The 16,114-nt window shown below is 62.7% G+C and carries 14 protein-coding genes; 4 read left to right on the forward strand and 10 right to left on the reverse strand.

The window, feature by feature from the left end; all coding sequences use genetic code 11:
* Positions 1-76 precede the first annotated feature (76 nt).
* The 6 genes from cycA to speB form a co-directional block, all read right to left on the reverse strand.
* Positions 77-1,501: a D-serine/D-alanine/glycine transporter gene (cycA, locus tag DM813_RS12100; protein WP_128323628.1), complete on the reverse strand. Its 1,425-nt coding sequence runs from the start codon at positions 1,499-1,501 to the stop codon at positions 77-79.
* Positions 1,502-1,828: 327 nt separating this feature from the next.
* Entirely contained in the window at positions 1,829-3,514 is a 1,686-nt protein-coding gene (gene betA / locus DM813_RS12105; protein WP_128323629.1) for a choline dehydrogenase, read from the reverse strand.
* Positions 3,515-3,518: 4 nt separating this feature from the next.
* The gene (locus tag DM813_RS12110) at positions 3,519-4,988 is read right to left on the reverse strand and encodes a cytosine permease (RefSeq protein ID WP_128323630.1); all 1,470 of its coding nucleotides are present in this window, start codon (positions 4,986-4,988) and stop codon (positions 3,519-3,521) included.
* On the reverse strand, positions 4,985-5,164 hold the full coding sequence (locus DM813_RS12115) for a hypothetical protein (RefSeq protein WP_128323631.1): 180 nt from the start codon (positions 5,162-5,164) through the stop codon (positions 4,985-4,987). Before DM813_RS12115 ends, DM813_RS12110 begins: the two co-directional genes overlap by 4 nt.
* Positions 5,165-5,262: 98 nt before the next feature.
* On the reverse strand, positions 5,263-6,771 hold the full coding sequence (locus DM813_RS12120) for an aldehyde dehydrogenase family protein (protein WP_128323632.1): 1,509 nt from the start codon (positions 6,769-6,771) through the stop codon (positions 5,263-5,265).
* A gap of 15 nt (positions 6,772-6,786) precedes the next feature.
* Positions 6,787-7,758 carry an agmatinase gene (gene speB / locus DM813_RS12125; RefSeq protein WP_128323633.1) on the reverse strand — a complete coding sequence of 324 codons (972 nt, stop codon included), beginning with the start codon at positions 7,756-7,758 and terminating at the stop codon, positions 6,787-6,789.
* Positions 7,759-8,058: 300 nt separating this feature from the next.
* Between speB and DM813_RS12130 the strand changes: the two genes are divergently transcribed.
* Complete coding sequence (locus DM813_RS12130; RefSeq protein WP_128323634.1) at positions 8,059-8,973, forward strand: LysR family transcriptional regulator; 915 nt, start codon at positions 8,059-8,061, stop codon at positions 8,971-8,973.
* 58 nt (positions 8,974-9,031) lie between these two features.
* On the opposite strand, the gene DM813_RS12135 is transcribed toward DM813_RS12130, so the two are convergent.
* Complete coding sequence (locus DM813_RS12135) at positions 9,032-9,319, reverse strand: DUF3303 domain-containing protein (RefSeq protein WP_128323635.1); 288 nt, start codon at positions 9,317-9,319, stop codon at positions 9,032-9,034.
* A 271-nt stretch (positions 9,320-9,590) separates the two neighbouring features.
* Between DM813_RS12135 and DM813_RS12140 the strand changes: the two genes are divergently transcribed.
* Positions 9,591-10,760: a GGDEF domain-containing protein gene (locus DM813_RS12140; protein WP_128323636.1), complete on the forward strand. Its 1,170-nt coding sequence runs from the start codon at positions 9,591-9,593 to the stop codon at positions 10,758-10,760.
* Positions 10,761-10,763: 3 nt separating this feature from the next.
* Here DM813_RS12140 and DM813_RS12145 read toward each other — a convergent pair whose 3' ends face one another.
* Together DM813_RS12145 and DM813_RS12150 are read right to left on the reverse strand one after the other, a co-directional pair.
* The gene (locus tag DM813_RS12145) at positions 10,764-11,390 is read right to left on the reverse strand and encodes a LysE family translocator (protein WP_128323637.1); all 627 of its coding nucleotides are present in this window, start codon (positions 11,388-11,390) and stop codon (positions 10,764-10,766) included.
* A 186-nt stretch (positions 11,391-11,576) separates the two neighbouring features.
* A complete protein-coding gene (locus DM813_RS12150; RefSeq protein WP_128323638.1) occupies positions 11,577-12,230 on the reverse strand; it encodes a response regulator in 654 nt (217 codons plus the stop codon).
* A 29-nt stretch (positions 12,231-12,259) separates the two neighbouring features.
* Between DM813_RS12150 and DM813_RS12155 the strand changes: the two genes are divergently transcribed.
* Positions 12,260-13,999 carry a hybrid sensor histidine kinase/response regulator gene (locus DM813_RS12155; protein WP_128323639.1) on the forward strand — a complete coding sequence of 580 codons (1,740 nt, stop codon included), beginning with the start codon at positions 12,260-12,262 and terminating at the stop codon, positions 13,997-13,999.
* Positions 14,000-14,129: 130 nt separating this feature from the next.
* Complete coding sequence (locus tag DM813_RS12160; protein ID WP_128323640.1) at positions 14,130-14,852, forward strand: DUF899 domain-containing protein; 723 nt, start codon at positions 14,130-14,132, stop codon at positions 14,850-14,852.
* 12 nt (positions 14,853-14,864) lie between these two features.
* Here DM813_RS12160 and DM813_RS12165 read toward each other — a convergent pair whose 3' ends face one another.
* A complete protein-coding gene (locus tag DM813_RS12165) occupies positions 14,865-16,007 on the reverse strand; it encodes a DUF1624 domain-containing protein (RefSeq protein ID WP_241653168.1) in 1,143 nt (380 codons plus the stop codon).
* Between the last annotated feature and the right edge of the window lie 107 nt (positions 16,008-16,114).

Raw genomic sequence — 16,114 nt, forward strand, 5'->3', positions numbered from 1 at the left:
TCCTGCCTGTCAAACGACAACAGGGGGACGGCACCGCTGTGCCATCCCCCCGCCGGTTAATGAGTGATTGCGGTGTTCAATCCGCGTCAAAGGTCAACTGCATGCCCTCCTGCCGTTTCTGCCGCAACTGGCGATAGGAAATGCCCAGCACGACAAACCAGGCAGGCACCAGGTACAGCGCCTGGCGGGTGTCTTCCTGCAGGGCCAGAAGGGCCAGGATGAACATGAAGAACGTCAGGCACACCCAGACCATGAAAATCCCGCCTGGCATCTTGTACTTCGAGGCGCGGTGCAGGCTGTCGCGCTGTTTGCGGTACGCCAGGTACGACAACAGGATCATCGACCAGACAAACATGAACAGAATCGCCGACACCGTGGTGATCAGGGTGAAGGCATCGAGCATGTTCGGCACCAGGTAAATCACCAGCGCGCCGGCCAGCAGGCAGATGCAGGAGAAGATCAGGCCATTGGAGGGCACGGCGCGTTTTGACAGCACCCCGAACTTGCCCGGCGCATCACCGTCAACCGCCAGGCCATAGAGCATGCGGCTGGTGGAGAACACGCCGCTGTTGGCCGACGATGCGGCCGAGGTGAGCACGACAAAGTTGATGATCCCGGCGGCAGCAGGCAGGCCGGCGAGCACGAACAGCTCTACGAACGGGCTCTTGTTGGCGACCACGTCGCGCCATGGCGTCACGGCCATGATGGCGATCAGCGCAAACACGTAGAAGATGATGATGCGCAGGGGAATCGAATTGATTGCCCGTGGCAGGTTGCGCTCCGGGTTCTTGGTTTCTGCGGCGGTGGTGCCCACCAGTTCGATGCCGACAAAGGCGAACACGGCAATCTGGAAGCCGGCAAAAAAGCCCATGGCGCCATGCGGGAACATCCCGTCGTCGTTCCACAGGTTGGCCAGCGAAGCGGTGTTGCCGGTTGGCGACTGATAGGCGGCAACCACCATGTACAACCCCGTGCACACCAGCGCACAGATGGCGACGATCTTGATCATGGCGAACCAGAATTCCAGTTCGCCGAACATTTTCACTGTCACCAGGTTGAGCCCCAGCAGCAAGCCGACACAACTGATGGCCGGCATCCACAGCGGTATATCCGGGAACCAGAACTGTAAATAAGCAGAGATGGCGATAACATCGGCAATCCCGGTGACAATCCAGCAGAACCAGTAAGTCCAGCCGGTAAAATACCCGGCCCAGGGTCCTAACAGATCAGCGGAAAAGTCGATGAAGGATTTGTAGTTGAGATTGGACAGCAGTAATTCGCCCATTGCCCGCATGACAAAGAACAGCATGAACCCAATAATCATGTAGACGAATATGATTGAAGGCCCGGCGAGGCTGATGGTTTTGCCAGAGCCCATGAACAGGCCGGTGCCAATGGCGCCGCCGATGGCAATCAACTGAATATGGCGATTCGACAGGTTGCGTTTGAGTTCGTGTTCCTCTGCTTCAGGCGGGCGGAGATCGAGCGTCGGTTTTTTCATTGTTATATACCTTGCTAGTTTAATTGTTTTTATAACATCACAAGTTCAACTACCTCACCGGGACAAACAATTAGCGAGTCCGCTTTGGTACGGGTGAAAGAGCAAGGTCTATGCCAAACGTAAAATACCGCGTAAACCGCGGGTTTAATGAGTGCTGCAGTTGCCCGGGTGTAATGAAGTCACTCCGGGTAGTGCGCACTATTGGGCTGTGTAATGGCGCGAAAGCGTCGTATGGCCTGACGTAGGCGCCATTGGAGCGTTTTCGCTCCAATGGAACGCTATCAGTCCGGACTGCTGCGCGCCCTTCGCGGGTAAACCCGCGAAGACTCAGGTACCTACCTTGCGCACGGGCGCATGGCTGCGCTGCTGCGCTTCCCAGTTGTCCACCAGGCCTACATTGACCGTGGCCGGCGCCAGCGGCTGACGCCCACGCACCAGGTCAGCCGCACGTTCGGCGAGCATGATGGTCGGCGCGTTCAGGTTGCCGTTGGGCTCGCTGGGGAACACAGAGGAGTCGATCACCCGCAGCCCCTGCAAACCGTGCACGCGCAGCGCCGAATCGACCACCGCCATGTCGTCTTCACCCATGCGGCAGGAGCCACAGGGATGCATGGTGCTTTCCATGTTGGCGCGGACAAAAGCGTCGATCTGCTCGTCGGTCTGCACCTCCGGCCCGGGCGCCAGTTCTTCACCACGGAAACGGTCCATGGCCGGTTGCGCAATGATTTCCCGGGTCAGGCGCACGCAGCGACGAAAGCCCTCGCGGTCCTCTTCGCTTTCCAGGTAGTTGAAGCGGATTTCCGGGTGCTGGTAAGGGTCGGCCGACAGCGCCCGCACGTGGCCGCGGCTCTTGGGTTTGTTCGGCCCGGTAAGCACCATGAAGCCGTGCCCCTTGAACGGTTTGTCGCCGTCGTAGCGCATGGCCGCCGGCAAAAAGTGGAACTGGATGTCCGGCCAGCGCAGGCCCTTGGACGAGCGGATGAAACCACCGGCCTCGAAGTGGTTGCTGGCGCCCAGCCCATCCTTGAACAGCAGCCAGCGCAAGCCGATCAGCGCCTTGCCCAGCAGGCTCATCTTTCCGTTGAGCGTTACCGGCTGCTTGCAGGCGTACTGGATGTAGATTTCCGAATGATCCTGCAGGTTTTCGCCCACCCCAGGCAGGTTGTGACGCACCTCGATGCCGGCCTTTTTCAGCACCGCCTCCGGGCCGATCCCCGAGCGCTGCAACAGGTGCGGCGAGCCGATCGGACCGGACGACACCAGCACTTCGCGGTTGCAATACACGGTGTGGGTCGTGCCGCCTTCGTCATATTCCACCCCTACCGCGCGCTTGCCGTCGAGCAGGATGCGCCGGGTCATGGCATGGGTGACGACGGTCAGGTTCGGCCGGGTCATGGCCGGGCGCAGATAGGCATTGGCGGTGGACCAGCGCACGCCATCCTTGACGGTCATGTGCATGGCGCCAAAGCCTTCCTGCATGTAGCCGTTGCAGTCGTCGGTCTTGATGTAACCAGCCTCGGCACCGGCTTCCACCCAGGCGCCGTACAGCGGGTTCTGCATGTTGTTGCCGTTGTTGGTGGCCAGCGGCCCGCTGCCGCCGCGATAGTCGTCACCGCCAAACTTGTAGGTTTCGGCACGCTTGAAGTACGGCAGGCAGTTGCGGTAGCCCCAGTCTTTTGCGCCCAGGCTTTCCCACTCGTCGAAGTCGCAGGCATGGCCACGAATATAGACCAGGCCATTGATCGACGACGAACCACCGAGCACCTTGCCTCGCGGGCAGTGCAGGCGCCGACCGTCCAGGTGCGGTTCGGCGACCGTCTCGTAGCGCCAGTTGTATTTCTTGGTGTTCATCGGCAGCGAGAAGGCGCTGGGCATCTGGATCAGCACACTGCGGTCGCTGCCACCGAACTCCAGAACCAGTACCGAAGTACCGGCGTCCTCGGTCAGGCGGTTGGCCAGGACGCAGCCGGCCGAGCCCGCACCAATGATGATGTAGTCATAGCGTTTGTTCATGGTTCTAGTCCTTTGCGCCGAGGCCTGCAGCCTCGATAGTGCGTTCGTTGCCTTGTGGGTAGCTGCCCCAGCCCAGTCGTGTCGCCAGCACGCGGCTCAGCCCGTAGTGGACCAGCCCGGCCAGCAGGCAGGACGGCAGCGAGGCGGTGGCGAAGGTGAAGAAGGTGGTGTTGGCCAGGGTCTGCGGGTTGAACACCACCACGTAGATCGCAAAGCCTGCTGCCAGCGCCAGCAAGGCGATGGGGTTGAAGCCTTTGCAGAAGCGCAGCGGCGAGCGCGCTTGCGCGGCATAGAGGTGGCGCAGGTTCAGGCGCTGCTGGCGCAGGAAGAAGTAGTCGGCGATACCGATGCCGGCCAGTGCGCTGTTGAGTGCGGAGGTCCACACCAGGAAGATGAAGAAACCGTCGTAGATCCCCGGGAAGCACAGGACGATGGCCACCGGAATGACGCAGAACAACCCGATCAGCAAGCCCCAGGGCACCCTGCGCAGCCGCTCCCCGGCCAGCTGACGCAAACCGATGACAGCGGTGTAGAGGATGTTGACCATCCCGGTCAGGTTGGCCAGGGCGAGAAAGCTCAGCGCAATCACGCCAAAACCCAGGCCGCCGGCCAGGCGCATCCAGGCAGTCGGGTCACTGCTGCCCAGGGTCGAGGCGGCGAACAGGCTGACGATCTCGCCCAGCGACGCGGCGCCGAAAATGCCCACCAGGTTCGGCCAGAAGGCCGTGCGCTGGTTGCTGCACAAGCGTGACAGGTTGCCGATGTAGGGCCACCAGGAGAAGCCGGCCGCAATGTTGATTTCCACGGCGATCATGAAATTGATGCGCTGGTCGCCAAATGGCGGTTGCAGGGGTGGCATGGCCAGCAGTTCGCTCAGGCTGTAACGCTGGGAAATGAAGTACATCAACGCCAGCATGATCAGGATCAGGCTCGGTGCGATCACGGCGCTCAACCGGCGGATCATGTCTGGCCCGCGCATGGCCACCAGCGCCGCCAGGGTGATGGCGAGCAAGGCTCCGGCAGTCACCAGCCAGTCGTTGTTGTCGGCGGGCCGCTGTTGTACGAGGGTTTGCAGGTTGTCCAGCGCGCGCCCGCACATCAGCCCCAACACCGCCAGCCAGCCCATGGTCAGGATCACCACCGAGAGGATGTGGACCAGGCGACTGCCATTGATGCCGAACATGCTGCGCAAAAACGTAAACTGCTCGACACCGTACTTGCCGCACGGCACGCAGGTGGACGACGCGGCCAGCACCACGCCGATGATGTTGCCGATAATGATCGCGGCGATGCCCTGCAAGGGCCCGACAAACAGCGCCGTGGCGCCGCCGATCAGAAACACCCAGGTGGCCACCGCCAGCGCCGAGTTGGCATAGGCAAAGCCCCAGAAACCCCACACCCGTTCGGTGGGCAGCAAGGGGGTATCACCGCGTTCCGCGCTCAGGCGAAACTCCTCTTCTCTGGACGGGCTCATGGCTGGCCCCCGAGCAAATAAGCACCCGCGACCATCACCAGCGTCAGTAAACACAACGCCACCACGTCACGCACGCTCAATGCACCCGGCCAGTGCGCCCTCCTCTCCAGTTCTTCGTAGGCGCGTATGCGCCGCTCCAGATCTTGCGCACGCGCTTCATCCACTTGGCTGTTCATGGGCATCACCTCGATAGGTTCTTGTTCTTGAAATTCGATGCATCCGATAAACCTGCGCCGCTCGCCAACCGTCAGCGGCGCAGGTCAGCCCTGTTACCTCAGGGCAAGGTGATCCAGACCGCCTTGGTCTCCAGCAGGAACTCCAGTTGTTCGGCGCCCATGTCCTTGCCGTAGCCCGACTGCTTGTAGCCACCGAACGGCATCGACGGGTCGAGGGTGCTGTGGGCGTTGACGTAGACCGTGCCGGCACGCAGCTGCGGGATCAGCCCGTGCACCCGGCCGAGGTCATTGGAGTAGATCGCCGCGGCCAGGCCGAACGCCGAATCATTGGCCAGGGCCAGCGCCTGCTCCTGGGTGTCGAAAGCCATGGTTACCAGCACCGGGCCGAAGATCTCCTCGCGGACGATGCGCATGCTGTTGTCGCAGTCGGCAAAAATCGTCGGCTGCACGAAGAACCCGGGGCCTTCGAGCGGCTCGCCGCCGTAATACAGCTGCGCGCCTTCCTGCTTGCCCAGCGCGATGTAGTCCAGCACCCGCTGCTGTTGCTGACGCGACACCATGGGGCTGATGAAGCAATCCGGATCAAGACCCGGTGCAATTTTCAGCGTGGCGGTATAGCGCGCCAGCGCCTCGAGGAACTGCGGGTAGATGCTGCGCTCGACATAGGCGCGGGTACCGGCATCGCAGACCTGCCCGGAGTTGAAGAACACACCGTTGGCCACGGCTTCGGCCGCCGCCTCGATATCGGCATCGGCGAAGACGATGACCGGCGACTTGCCGCCCAGCTCCAGGGTCAGGCGCTTCATCTGGTCCATCGCCGACTTGCCCACCGAGCAACCCACCGGGGTCGAGCCGGTGAAGCTCAGCTTGTCGATGCCCGGGTGGCGCGACATCGCCTCGCCGACCACGCTGCCGCGACCGGTGACAATGTTGATCACGCCGTCGGGTATGCCCGCTTCCTGCACCAGCTCGGCAAACCGCAGCGCCGACAGCGAGGTCAGCTCGGCAGGCTTGACCACCACGGTGCAGCCGGTCGCCAGCGCTGCACCCAGTTTCCAGGCCATGGTCTGCAGCGGGAAGTTCCAGGGTACGATCGCCCCGACCACACCCACCGGCTCTTTGCGGGTATACGCCAGGTAGTTGCCCGGCAGCGAAGGCTCGACGGTACGCCCGTGAATCTTGCTGGCCCAGCCGGCGAAGTAGCGCAAGGTGTCGACGGTGCCCTGGATGTCTACAGCACGGGCCTGGGCGACCGACTTGCCCATGTCGATGGACTCGATCTGCGCCAGCTCGTCGCCATTGCTTTCGATCAGGTCGGCCAGGCGATGAATCAGGCGCTCACGTTCCAGCGGCTTGAGCTGGCTCCAGGGGCCGCCATCGAACTGCTCGCGCGCGGCATTTACGGCACGGTCGAGGTCATCGCTGGTGCCCATCGGAATGCGCGTCAGCACCGCTTCGGTCGATGGCTCGATGACTTCGGCACTGACGCCGTCGCTGGCTTCAAGCCAGGCGCCGCCAATGAACATGCGCTGCGGCTTGGACAGAAATCGCTGGGTGGCCTCGGACACACCAAAGGCCTGCAGGTAGGTTTTTACCTTGTTGTCCACGGGAAATGCTCCGGATCAACGGGCGCGGGCGCGCGCATGGAAAATGAAACCGATGCTGTTCATCAGCAGCTGCGCGGCGAGGATCGAGGTAACGCCAGCCGGGTCGTAGGCCGGGGCCACTTCCACCAGGTCCATGCCGACGATGCGGCCCTGGCTGCGCTTGGCCAGCGCCTGGATGATTTCCAGCACTTCGTAGTAGAAGAAGCCGCCATGGCTCGGCGTACCGGTGCCTGGGGCAATGGAAGGGTCGAAACCGTCGATGTCGATGGTGATGTAGTAGTCGCGGCCCTCAGGAATCTTCGCCAGCACACCCTCACAACCGAGGCGGCGCACGTCGCGTACCGAAAGGATCTGCGAGCCGGCTTCGCGGGCGGCATCGTAGTCGTCACGGTTGGAGGAGGACACGTTGCGGATGCCCATCTGGGTCATGCCGACGATGTGGTCCAGCTCCGAAGCGCGGCGCAGCGGGCTACCGTGGCCGTAGCGCACGCCATGGCGCTCGTCGACAAAGTCCAGGTGTGCGTCAAAGTGCACGATGTGGATCGGCCCGCGGCCTTCGAATGCCTTGATCACCGGAGCGTGAATCGAGTGGTCGCCGCCCAGTACTACCGGCATGGCGCCCGAGGCGAGAATTTGACGCACGGCCATTTCGATGTTGGCGTTACTGGTGGCCATGTCGGTGTGGACGATATCGGCATCACCGACATCGACCATGCGCACCTGGTCTTCGGTCAGGTAGGTGGCGTCGTCTTCGAAGTCGTAGGCGCCGGAATGGCCGAAAGAGAACAGGGTCGATGCCTCGCGGATGCCGCGCGGTCCGAAGCGTGCGCCGGAGCGCCATTGCGTACCCATGTCGTTGGGGGCACCAAGGATCGCGACATCGGCATCGATGGCTTCCCAGTCGGTGCAGATGGGCGATTTGGCGAAGGTGCAATGACCCACGAAGGGCAGGTTCAAGCGGCCGGATTCATAACCGTGCTTTGCCATGTTCGAGTTTCTCCAATTATTGTTCTGGTCAGGAGACGGGGCGACTGCTCGACCACCGTTGCAGCCACTATGGCGGCAGGTCGTCCACGGAAAAATGCGCAAGTCCAGATGCATACATCGCCAGATCCGAAGTATCCGCTTGCACCCCGCTCGCCCCGGAAAAATCGCTTTAGCCCGCAATGACTTTTCCAAACCGCAGGCATTGCGGCGAACGGTCGCACATGGTTAGCTTGCGAAAAAAAACATTGACCGCACGGTCATATCAGCGCCAGCGATGTGACAGGTGCACGGGAGGCCAGCGTGATCCAGCTCCACGATGTCGATCTGAAGCTCCTCAGGGTATTCACCACCATTGTCCGCTGCGGGGGCTTTTCAGCCGCACAGGCCGCCCTCAATGCCGGTCAGTCGACCATCAGCGAACAGATGACGCACCTGGAGACCCGCCTCGGGGTCAAGCTCTGCCAGCGCGGGCGCAGTGGCTTTCGCCTCACCGAGCAAGGCGTGGCCATCCACGAAGCGACGCTGCGCCTGCTGAGTGCGGTGGAGAATTTCTGCATGGACGCCGACGTGCTCAAGCAGCACATCAGCGGCAAGCTCAACCTCGGCATCATCGACTCGACCCTGACCGACCCGGACTCGCCCCTGCCCCGCACCACCCAACGCTTTGTCTCACGCGGCCACGACGCCCACCTGCACATCTACATCGGTGCCCCGGCAGAACTGGAAGAACGCGTGCTCGATGGCCGCCTGCACCTGGCCATCGGTCATTTTCCGCTGCACGTGCCGGGGCTGTCCTACCTGCCGCTCTACAATGAAGCCCTTGGGCTGTACTGCGGGCGCCGCCATCCGCTGTACGCCAGCAAGGCATCGAACGGGCGCTTGCTTGAGGAAGTGCGCGCCTGCCGCCTGGTGGTGCGTGGCTACATGAACCAGTACGACCTGGAACAACTGGGCATGACCAAGGCCGCAGCCACCGTGGAAAACATCGAGGCGGCAGCGATTCTGATCATTTCCGGTGCCTACGTCGGTTTTCTGCCGGTGCATTTTGCCGAGCAGTGGGTCAAGACCGGTGACATGCGCCGCCTGGGCGCCAGCACCCTGGACCTGACCTCCCCCTTCGATGTCATCACCCGCCGTGGCGTGTCGCCGCCACCAATCCTGCACGCGTTCCTCGAAGACCTCGCCGCCTGCACGCTTGCGCCTGTGCTGGTTTGAACCAGGCGCAGTAGCCACAGGGCACCGGTCCTCCCCGACGCCCTGAACGTATCGGTAATCAGGCGTTCGTCTGGCTAAGCGTTGCCCCCAGCAACGGCCCGATGTCTGTATCGGTCATCGCCGCAAACACTTCCATGGTCATCAGATCGCTCCAGTCCAGCACCCATTTTTGTACCAGCGCCAGGTCATCGGTTTCGACCACGCCAAAGCCCTGCTGGTGACCAACGGCATGCCAGCGACCGAGCACCTTGAGGTTTGCCGGGGGGGCACCGCCGGTCTTGAGGAAGCGGGCAATGGCGGCGTTGCGGGTTTGCGGGGTAAATGACCAGTGGATGATAAACAACATGAGGCACCTCCCAGTCGGGATCGGCACCTGTTCGCCACGCCCGGCTGCAGGGCGCCGAGGCCGCAGACGGGCGACTGCCATCAAGGTGTGCGTGTGCCCTGCCGACTACAGCGCAATGCAAGGCTTCAACCTATTAGGCATAGCAGAAAGTCGGGCATTGCGACGTCCCTGATCACGCGCCGAAAAAGGCGCTGAAAGGTTTAACTGCCCACAGGAAAAAACCCGCGCGAGCGCTTACAATCGGGCATCTTTCCCACGCATCAGGCTGGCTATGGCGCTTGACCCTCCCACAATGCTCACCCTCTCGGTTGCCCTGGCAGCGGCAGCGTCCCTGTACCTGGCGATCGAGTGGCGCAGTATCCGCGAACCCTCACTGCTGTTCTGGAGTGCAGGCTTTGCCACTATCAGCATCGGCTCGACCCTGGCCCTGCTGCGCATCAGCGGCCTGCTGCTGATCGGTATCTGGTTCGCCAACGGCCTGCTGGTGCTGGCCCACTGGCTGTTCCTGATGGGCGTGGCGCGCTTTACCCAGAAACGCCTGTCACCCGCCTGGTACCTGGTATTTGCCGCCTGGGGCGCCCTGCTGCTGTTACCTGAGGGCCCGTGGTGGTCCAAGGTCATGATGCTGGCCAACTCGCTGCTGGTTGCTGTACTGACGCTCAGGGCCAGTTTGCTGCTGCGCCCACACGGCAAGTCACTGAGCGTCGGCGCCGGGCAGCTGCGTTATGTGTTGCTGGCCCACGGCCTGTTCTACCTGGTCAAGACCCTGGTGGCGGTGGTGCCGGGCACGTTGGTCAACCTGGCGGCGTTTCAGGGCGAAATCATCCAGATTTCCCTGGTCGAAGGCACCATGGCGATCATGCTCATCGCCTTGTCAATGACCGGTACCGAGCGCCACCGCCGCGAAGCCCGTATCGCCCGGCTGGCGGCGCGCGACCCACTGACCGCCCTGTACAACCGGCGCGCGCTGGAAGTGCGCGCGCCGCGCCTGCTCGAGGGCGTTTCCAGTTCACGACCGGGCGCACTGCTGCTGATCGATATCGACAATTTCAAAGGGGTCAACGACCTGCACGGCCACGCCGCGGGTGACCGCCTGCTGATTACCCTGAGCGAGATGATTCGTACCCATCTGCCCGAGGGCGCACTGGCAGCCAGGCTCGGTGGTGACGAGTTCGTCATCCTCCTGAGCAACGCCTCGGGGGAGCGGGTGATGACACTGGCCACTGCCCTGCGCGAACAGTTCCAGCAGGCCGCCGCCCAGGCATTTACCACCCCCGAGGCGGTAACCCTGAGCGTCGGCGCGACCCTGTTCGACCAGCCGCCAGCGAGCCTGGCGGCGTTGATCGAACAAGGCGATGCGGCGCTTTACGATTCCAAGCGTGGCGGGCGCGACAGCATCCGCCTGGTCGATCGTACGTTCCTGAACAGTGTCAGTTGCTAAGTGCTACGCCACAGGCAAGCCGCTTTGCAGCACCAGCACACACCCCAGCCCGATGAGGATGGTGCCGCTTACCCACGGCACCATGCGCTGCAGGCCCGGTGCCGATAATGGCCCCAGCAGCAGCGACGCGCCCAGCACCGCCGCCACGTCAGCCAGGGAAAACACCAGGTTGACGAAGCTGCCCAGCAGCAGAAACTGCAGCCACACCGGCGCGCTGCTGGTTGCATCGACAAATTGCGGCAGGAAGGTCAGGAAGAACAGCGCCGTCTTCGGATTGAGCACCTCCACCACCACGCTGTCGCGCAGCACCCCGGGCTTGTGCAGTGGGTCCGCCGTCAATGGCTTGTGGCTGTTGACGATCATGCTGCCCCCCAGCCAGATCAGGTAGCCGGCACCGAACAGGCGTATCACCACGAACGCCATGGGCGCGGCCTGCATCAAGGCCGACAGGCCACACGTAGCGGCAGCAATATGCACGTAGCAGCCCAGGTGAATGCCCAATGCCGCTTTCAAACCCGCACTGCGACCATGGGTAAGGGTCTGGCTGGTCATGTACAAAATGGCGGGGCCGGGCATGCAGGCAAACGCCAGGGTGGCGATGGCGAAAGGAATCCAGAGGTGGGCAGACATGGGGATGCTCTTCCAATGAGGGGCGCTTGGGGTCCGGGTCTGGAAGACGCTGAGGGAAGTTGCCGGGTGGATCTGCAAGCAGCGCAATACCAGGGCTGCAGGTTAGGGCCGGGGCGGGACGGAGGAAATACGACAGTTGCCGTATTTTAACCTGTACGCGTTACGCAGGATGCTGACGGCACAGGATCAGGCACTCGGCAGGCCGAGCCGGACAACATAAGCCGCCAGTTCCGCAGTGTTGTGCAGATCAAGCTTGCGCATCAGGTTTTCCCGGTGTTTGCGTACGGTAAACGCGCTGATGCAAAAGCGCCCGGCGATCTCCGTGCTGCTCGCGCCCTGGGCGATCAGGGCGAGGATCTGGCGCTCGCGCGCGGTCAGCTCGGCATTGACGATCAGGTCTGATTGCGGGGTGCTGGAACCATGGCCATCGACCACATAACGCACGGCAACCGCCAGGTAGAGACGGTTCTGGGCAACGGCGTCGAGGGCGGCGAACAGTTCCTGGCTGTCATCGGTTTTCGAGATGTAGGCATGTACGCCCGCATCGAGCACGCCGCGAATGGTGCTCAGGTCGATGTTGGCGGTGAGTACGATAATTTTCAGGGCGGGAAAATCGCGCCGCAGCTCACGAATGAATGCCAACCGGTTGACCCCCGGCATGCCCAGATCGAGCAGCAACACATCAATCGGCTGCTGCGCCAGCACCGTAAGAATCGCTTCGCTGTGGGCCGCTTCACCGACCACCTCGAGATCGTCGCGGGTCGAGAGGAGGAACTTCAGGCCGTCACGCACGATGCTATGATCGTCGGCGATCAACACCTTGAGGCGATTAACTTCCATGTCATTTGCTCTTCTTTTGAGATGTCGCCATGCCTGAGGTTATCCAGCGCAAGTACTTTGTCGACCTGTTGTTTCGCCAGTCTTACGCGGTGTTGTTCGCCAACTTCGTGATCCCCTTGCCGGTCGCGTACATCTTTCGCGACGCCCTGCCATTGGCCGGGATCGTTGGCTGGATCCTGGCCATGTACGCGCTGACGCTGTGCCGGGTGCTGCACGCGAAGCACTACTTCAGTCAGTCCGCCTCGCGCGTGGAGCATCCGCAGACCTGGGGCTGGCACGCCGCTGTGCTGTCGTGGCTGGCCAGCCTGCTCTGGGGCCTGGTCGGCTGGGTGGGCTTTGCCACCGGCGATCCGCAGCTGCAGGCCTTTACCGCCGTGGTGCTGACCGGGCTTGTCTGCGGCGCGGTACCGTCACTGTCGGCGTTCCCTGCGGCCTATGCCGGCTCGCTGGTGGCCATGCTGGCGCCGCTCACTTTACAGTGTCTGCTGGGCGCCGGGGAGACGTACACCACGTATTTGTTCTTTCTGGCTTGCCTCGCCGGAGTCAACCTGTACTACAGCCGGATCACCTACCGCACGCTGTACGAGACGATCCGCCTGCGCCTGGAGAATGTCGACCTGGTCGCTCGCCTGGAACAGGAGCGTGATCGGGCCCAGGCCGCCGACCAGGCCAAGTCGCGGTTTCTGGCAGCCGCCAGTCACGACCTGCGCCAACCCATCCATGCCTTGAGCCTGTTCGTTGCCGGGCTTGCCGCGCTGGCCGAACGCGGCGACGTCGCAGCCCACAAGGCCCGCGATGTGGCAGCGCGCCTGGGTACGGTGATCGGTAATCTCGGTGGGCTGCTCAATGGCCTGCTGGACATCTCGCGCCTGGACGCCGGCGTGGTCAGCGTCAACCGCGAATCGGTGTCGGTGCAGCGCCTGTTTGCCGACCTTGGCGACGAATTCGCGCCGACTGCACGCGCACGGGATCTGCATTGGCGCATACGCCAGAGCCGGTTGTGGCTCGATACCGACCCGGTGCTGCTCAAGCGGATCCTCGACAACCTGCTGGCCAACGCCTTTCGCTATACCGAGAACGGCGGCGTGTTGCTCGGTTGCCGACGACGCGGCCGGCACCTGGAAATCCAGGTCATCGATAGCGGTCCCGGTATTGGCGAGGCCTTTCGCGAGCAGATTTTCGATGAGTTCGTGCAGTTGCATAATCCCCAGCGCGATCGCAGCCAGGGGCTTGGCCTGGGGCTGGCGATTGTGCGGCATACTGCACGGCTGCTGGGCCATGAACTGCGCATGGAGTCGGTGCCGGGCCGGGGCTCGTGCTTTTGCATCCGGGTGCCGATTACCACGCCTGCGGCATCCCGGCATCTCACGGCGCCAAGCGGGCCGGGCAGTGCCTTGGGCATTCTGATCATCGATGACGACAGCACCGTGCTCGACGCCTTGAACCAGTTGCTGGAGACCTGGGGCCACCGGGTGTATGCCGGCGCCTCGGTTCAGGAAGCCTGCGCCCGCCATGGCGAAGCTGCGGCCGTGGGCCCGGCGCCGGTGCACATGATCCTCAGCGACTTTCGCCTGCTGGGCATGAACGGCCTGCAGGCGATTGCCCAGGCGCGTAAGTACCTGGGTGCCGAGGTGCCGGCGATGATCATCACCGCCGACACCTCCGGGGCTTGCCATGAGGCGACGGCGGCGGGTGAGTTTCGCGTGCTGCAAAAGCCGCTGGATGCGGTGCTGCTATCGGAGAGCCTTGAGACCTGCCTGGGACGATGACGAGACAGTGCGCTGATCCGCTTACGCAAAGCAGTGCCGTTTATCGGCCAGCGCCCCCCGTTCAACCGAGCCTGTCGAATCCACTGCGCTCCGGACGACCATAGATACATTCACCCGCCGGAGCGTCATCATGGACAACTACCGCAACCCGCACGTGGTCTCCCGCAGCGAATGGCTCAGCGCTCGCCGGCAGTTGCTGCTGCACGAAAAAGCCCTGACCCATCAACGCGACGAACTCAGCAGAGCCCGGCGCGCCCTGCCCTGGGTCCGCATCGACCAGAACTACAGCTTTGAAAGTGCCCAGGGCCCACTGAGCCTGGCCGACCTGTTTGCCGGGCGCAGCCAGTTGCTGGTCTACCACTTCATGTTCGCCGAGGGCTGGACGGAAGGCTGCGGTGGCTGCTCGTTCCTCGCCGACCACTTCGATGGCGCCAACCTGCACCTGGCCCATCACGATGTCTCGCTGGTCGCCGTCTCCCGCGCGCCCTTTGCCCAGTTCCAGGCATTCAAACAACGCATGGGCTGGAAATTCCCCTGGGTGTCGTCCCACGGCACCCGCTTCAACCAGGAGTTCGGCGTCAGCGTCAGCAATGACGGTAACAGTCAGTACAATTACGAGCCCTACGCGGGCGACGAATCCGAACTGCCTGGGCTTAGCGTGTTCTACCGCGATGCCGACGGCACCCTCTTCCACACCTACTCAAGCTACGCCCGTGGCCTGGATATTCTGGTCGGCGCCTACAATTTCCTCGACCTGATGCCCAAAGGCCGCAACGAAGAAGGCACCATGGACTGGGTACGTCACCACGACCGCTACGAAGGCGCCGAGGCGCCCCACTGCTGCCACGAATGAAATGAACAAGGCTCAAAAGTACTTGAGCCAGGCGATATCCCGACGCTGCTGTTTCAGTGCCGCGAACCAGCGCGTCGGGTAAAACAGCAGTACCGCCAGCAGCGCACTGCACAGCCACACCGTGCCGATGTAATCGAAACCGAAATAGTCACCCTGGTTCAGCCCCCACAGTGCCACGGCGATCAGGTACAGCGCCTTGAGGACGTACAGGTGCAACAGGTAAAAAAACATCGGCGCCGCACCGAACAGCGCCAGCAGCGCCACCCAGCGCCGTGCCTGGTAACGTTCCAGTGCGGCCAGCAACAGCAGGCAGCCGCCCAGGGTGGGCAGCAGGAACATCAGTGAAGGCGGGTATTTGCGGGCACTGAGGAAACTCATGGCCGTACGCAGGCCATCGCCCGTACTGACCCAGGGCTGTTCGCCATAACCATTGAGGCAACGCAAAGCGACAAACGCCAGCAGCAGCCCGACGCCCCATCCGGTCAACAGCACCGCGCGCCGCACCGGGGTTGTGCCGCGGGCGAACCAGGGGCCGGCGCCCCAACCGAGCAGGATCACACCGATCCACGGCAGCACCGGGTAAGTCGTGCGCGCACGCACTTCACCGCCCAGGTCGATGAACTCGCGCTGGTGCAACATCGCCCAGGGCGCAAACCATGGCGACTCCGGGGTCAACACCAGCGGATCAAGCAAGTTGTGTCCGGCGACGATCAAAGCGCCGAGCCCCAGCAGCACTGCACGCGGCAGGTGCACAGCGCCGGCCAGCACGATCATGCAGATGCCGATGCACCAGATCACCTGCAACCACAAGGTTGGCCCCAGCAGGGTGCCGTTCCAGGCCAGGTTGACCAGGGTCAGCTCCAGCAGCACCAGGAACAGCCCGCGCTTGAGTAGAAATAGAGAGGTGTCGCGGCGGCTGTTCTTCTGGCTGTAGAGCCAGGCAGACAACCCGGTCAGAAAGATGAACACCGGCGCGCACAAAGCGCTGAGAAGGCGCGTGAAAAACAGCGCGGGCTCGACGCTCAATGCGTCCATCGGGTCGCTGACCTGGCGATGCAGGAAGAACGTCTCGCGCACATGGTCGAGCAACATGAACAGCATCACCAACCCGCGCAGGGCATCGATGGATTGCAGTCGGGCAGGATTGGAGGACATGGGAAGCTCACGGCATCTGTAAACGATACAGGATAACATATCATTCTGGCCGCACTGTATCACCGCAAAGCTTTGCCCTACAGTAATACGCGTAATCTCTCACGCCT

The organism is Pseudomonas alkylphenolica, from assembly GCF_004025535.1.
Taxonomy (GTDB): domain Bacteria; phylum Pseudomonadota; class Gammaproteobacteria; order Pseudomonadales; family Pseudomonadaceae; genus Aquipseudomonas; species Aquipseudomonas alkylphenolica_A.

Bases quoted from the DNA above. Each gene is read 5' to 3' on its own strand.
- cycA (WP_128323628.1), bottom strand. From the start codon at position 1,501: ATGAAAAAACCGACGCTCGATCTCCGCCCGCCTGAAGCAGAGGAACAC.
- betA (WP_128323629.1), bottom strand. From the start codon at position 3,514: ATGAACAAACGCTATGACTACATCATCATTGGTGCGGGCTCGGCCGGC.
- DM813_RS12110 (WP_128323630.1), bottom strand. From the start codon at position 4,988: ATGAGCCCGTCCAGAGAAGAGGAGTTTCGCCTGAGCGCGGAACGCGGT.
- DM813_RS12115 (WP_128323631.1), bottom strand. From the start codon at position 5,164: ATGAACAGCCAAGTGGATGAAGCGCGTGCGCAAGATCTGGAGCGGCGC.
- speB (WP_128323633.1), bottom strand. From the start codon at position 7,758: ATGGCAAAGCACGGTTATGAATCCGGCCGCTTGAACCTGCCCTTCGTG.
- DM813_RS12135 (WP_128323635.1), bottom strand. From the start codon at position 9,319: ATGTTGTTTATCATCCACTGGTCATTTACCCCGCAAACCCGCAACGCC.
- DM813_RS12140 (WP_128323636.1), top strand. From the start codon at position 9,591: ATGGCGCTTGACCCTCCCACAATGCTCACCCTCTCGGTTGCCCTGGCA.
- DM813_RS12145 (WP_128323637.1), bottom strand. From the start codon at position 11,390: ATGTCTGCCCACCTCTGGATTCCTTTCGCCATCGCCACCCTGGCGTTT.
- DM813_RS12150 (WP_128323638.1), bottom strand. From the start codon at position 12,230: ATGGAAGTTAATCGCCTCAAGGTGTTGATCGCCGACGATCATAGCATC.
- DM813_RS12155 (WP_128323639.1), top strand. From the start codon at position 12,260: ATGCCTGAGGTTATCCAGCGCAAGTACTTTGTCGACCTGTTGTTTCGC.
- DM813_RS12160 (WP_128323640.1), top strand. From the start codon at position 14,130: ATGGACAACTACCGCAACCCGCACGTGGTCTCCCGCAGCGAATGGCTC.
- DM813_RS12165 (WP_241653168.1), bottom strand. From the start codon at position 16,007: ATGTCCTCCAATCCTGCCCGACTGCAATCCATCGATGCCCTGCGCGGG.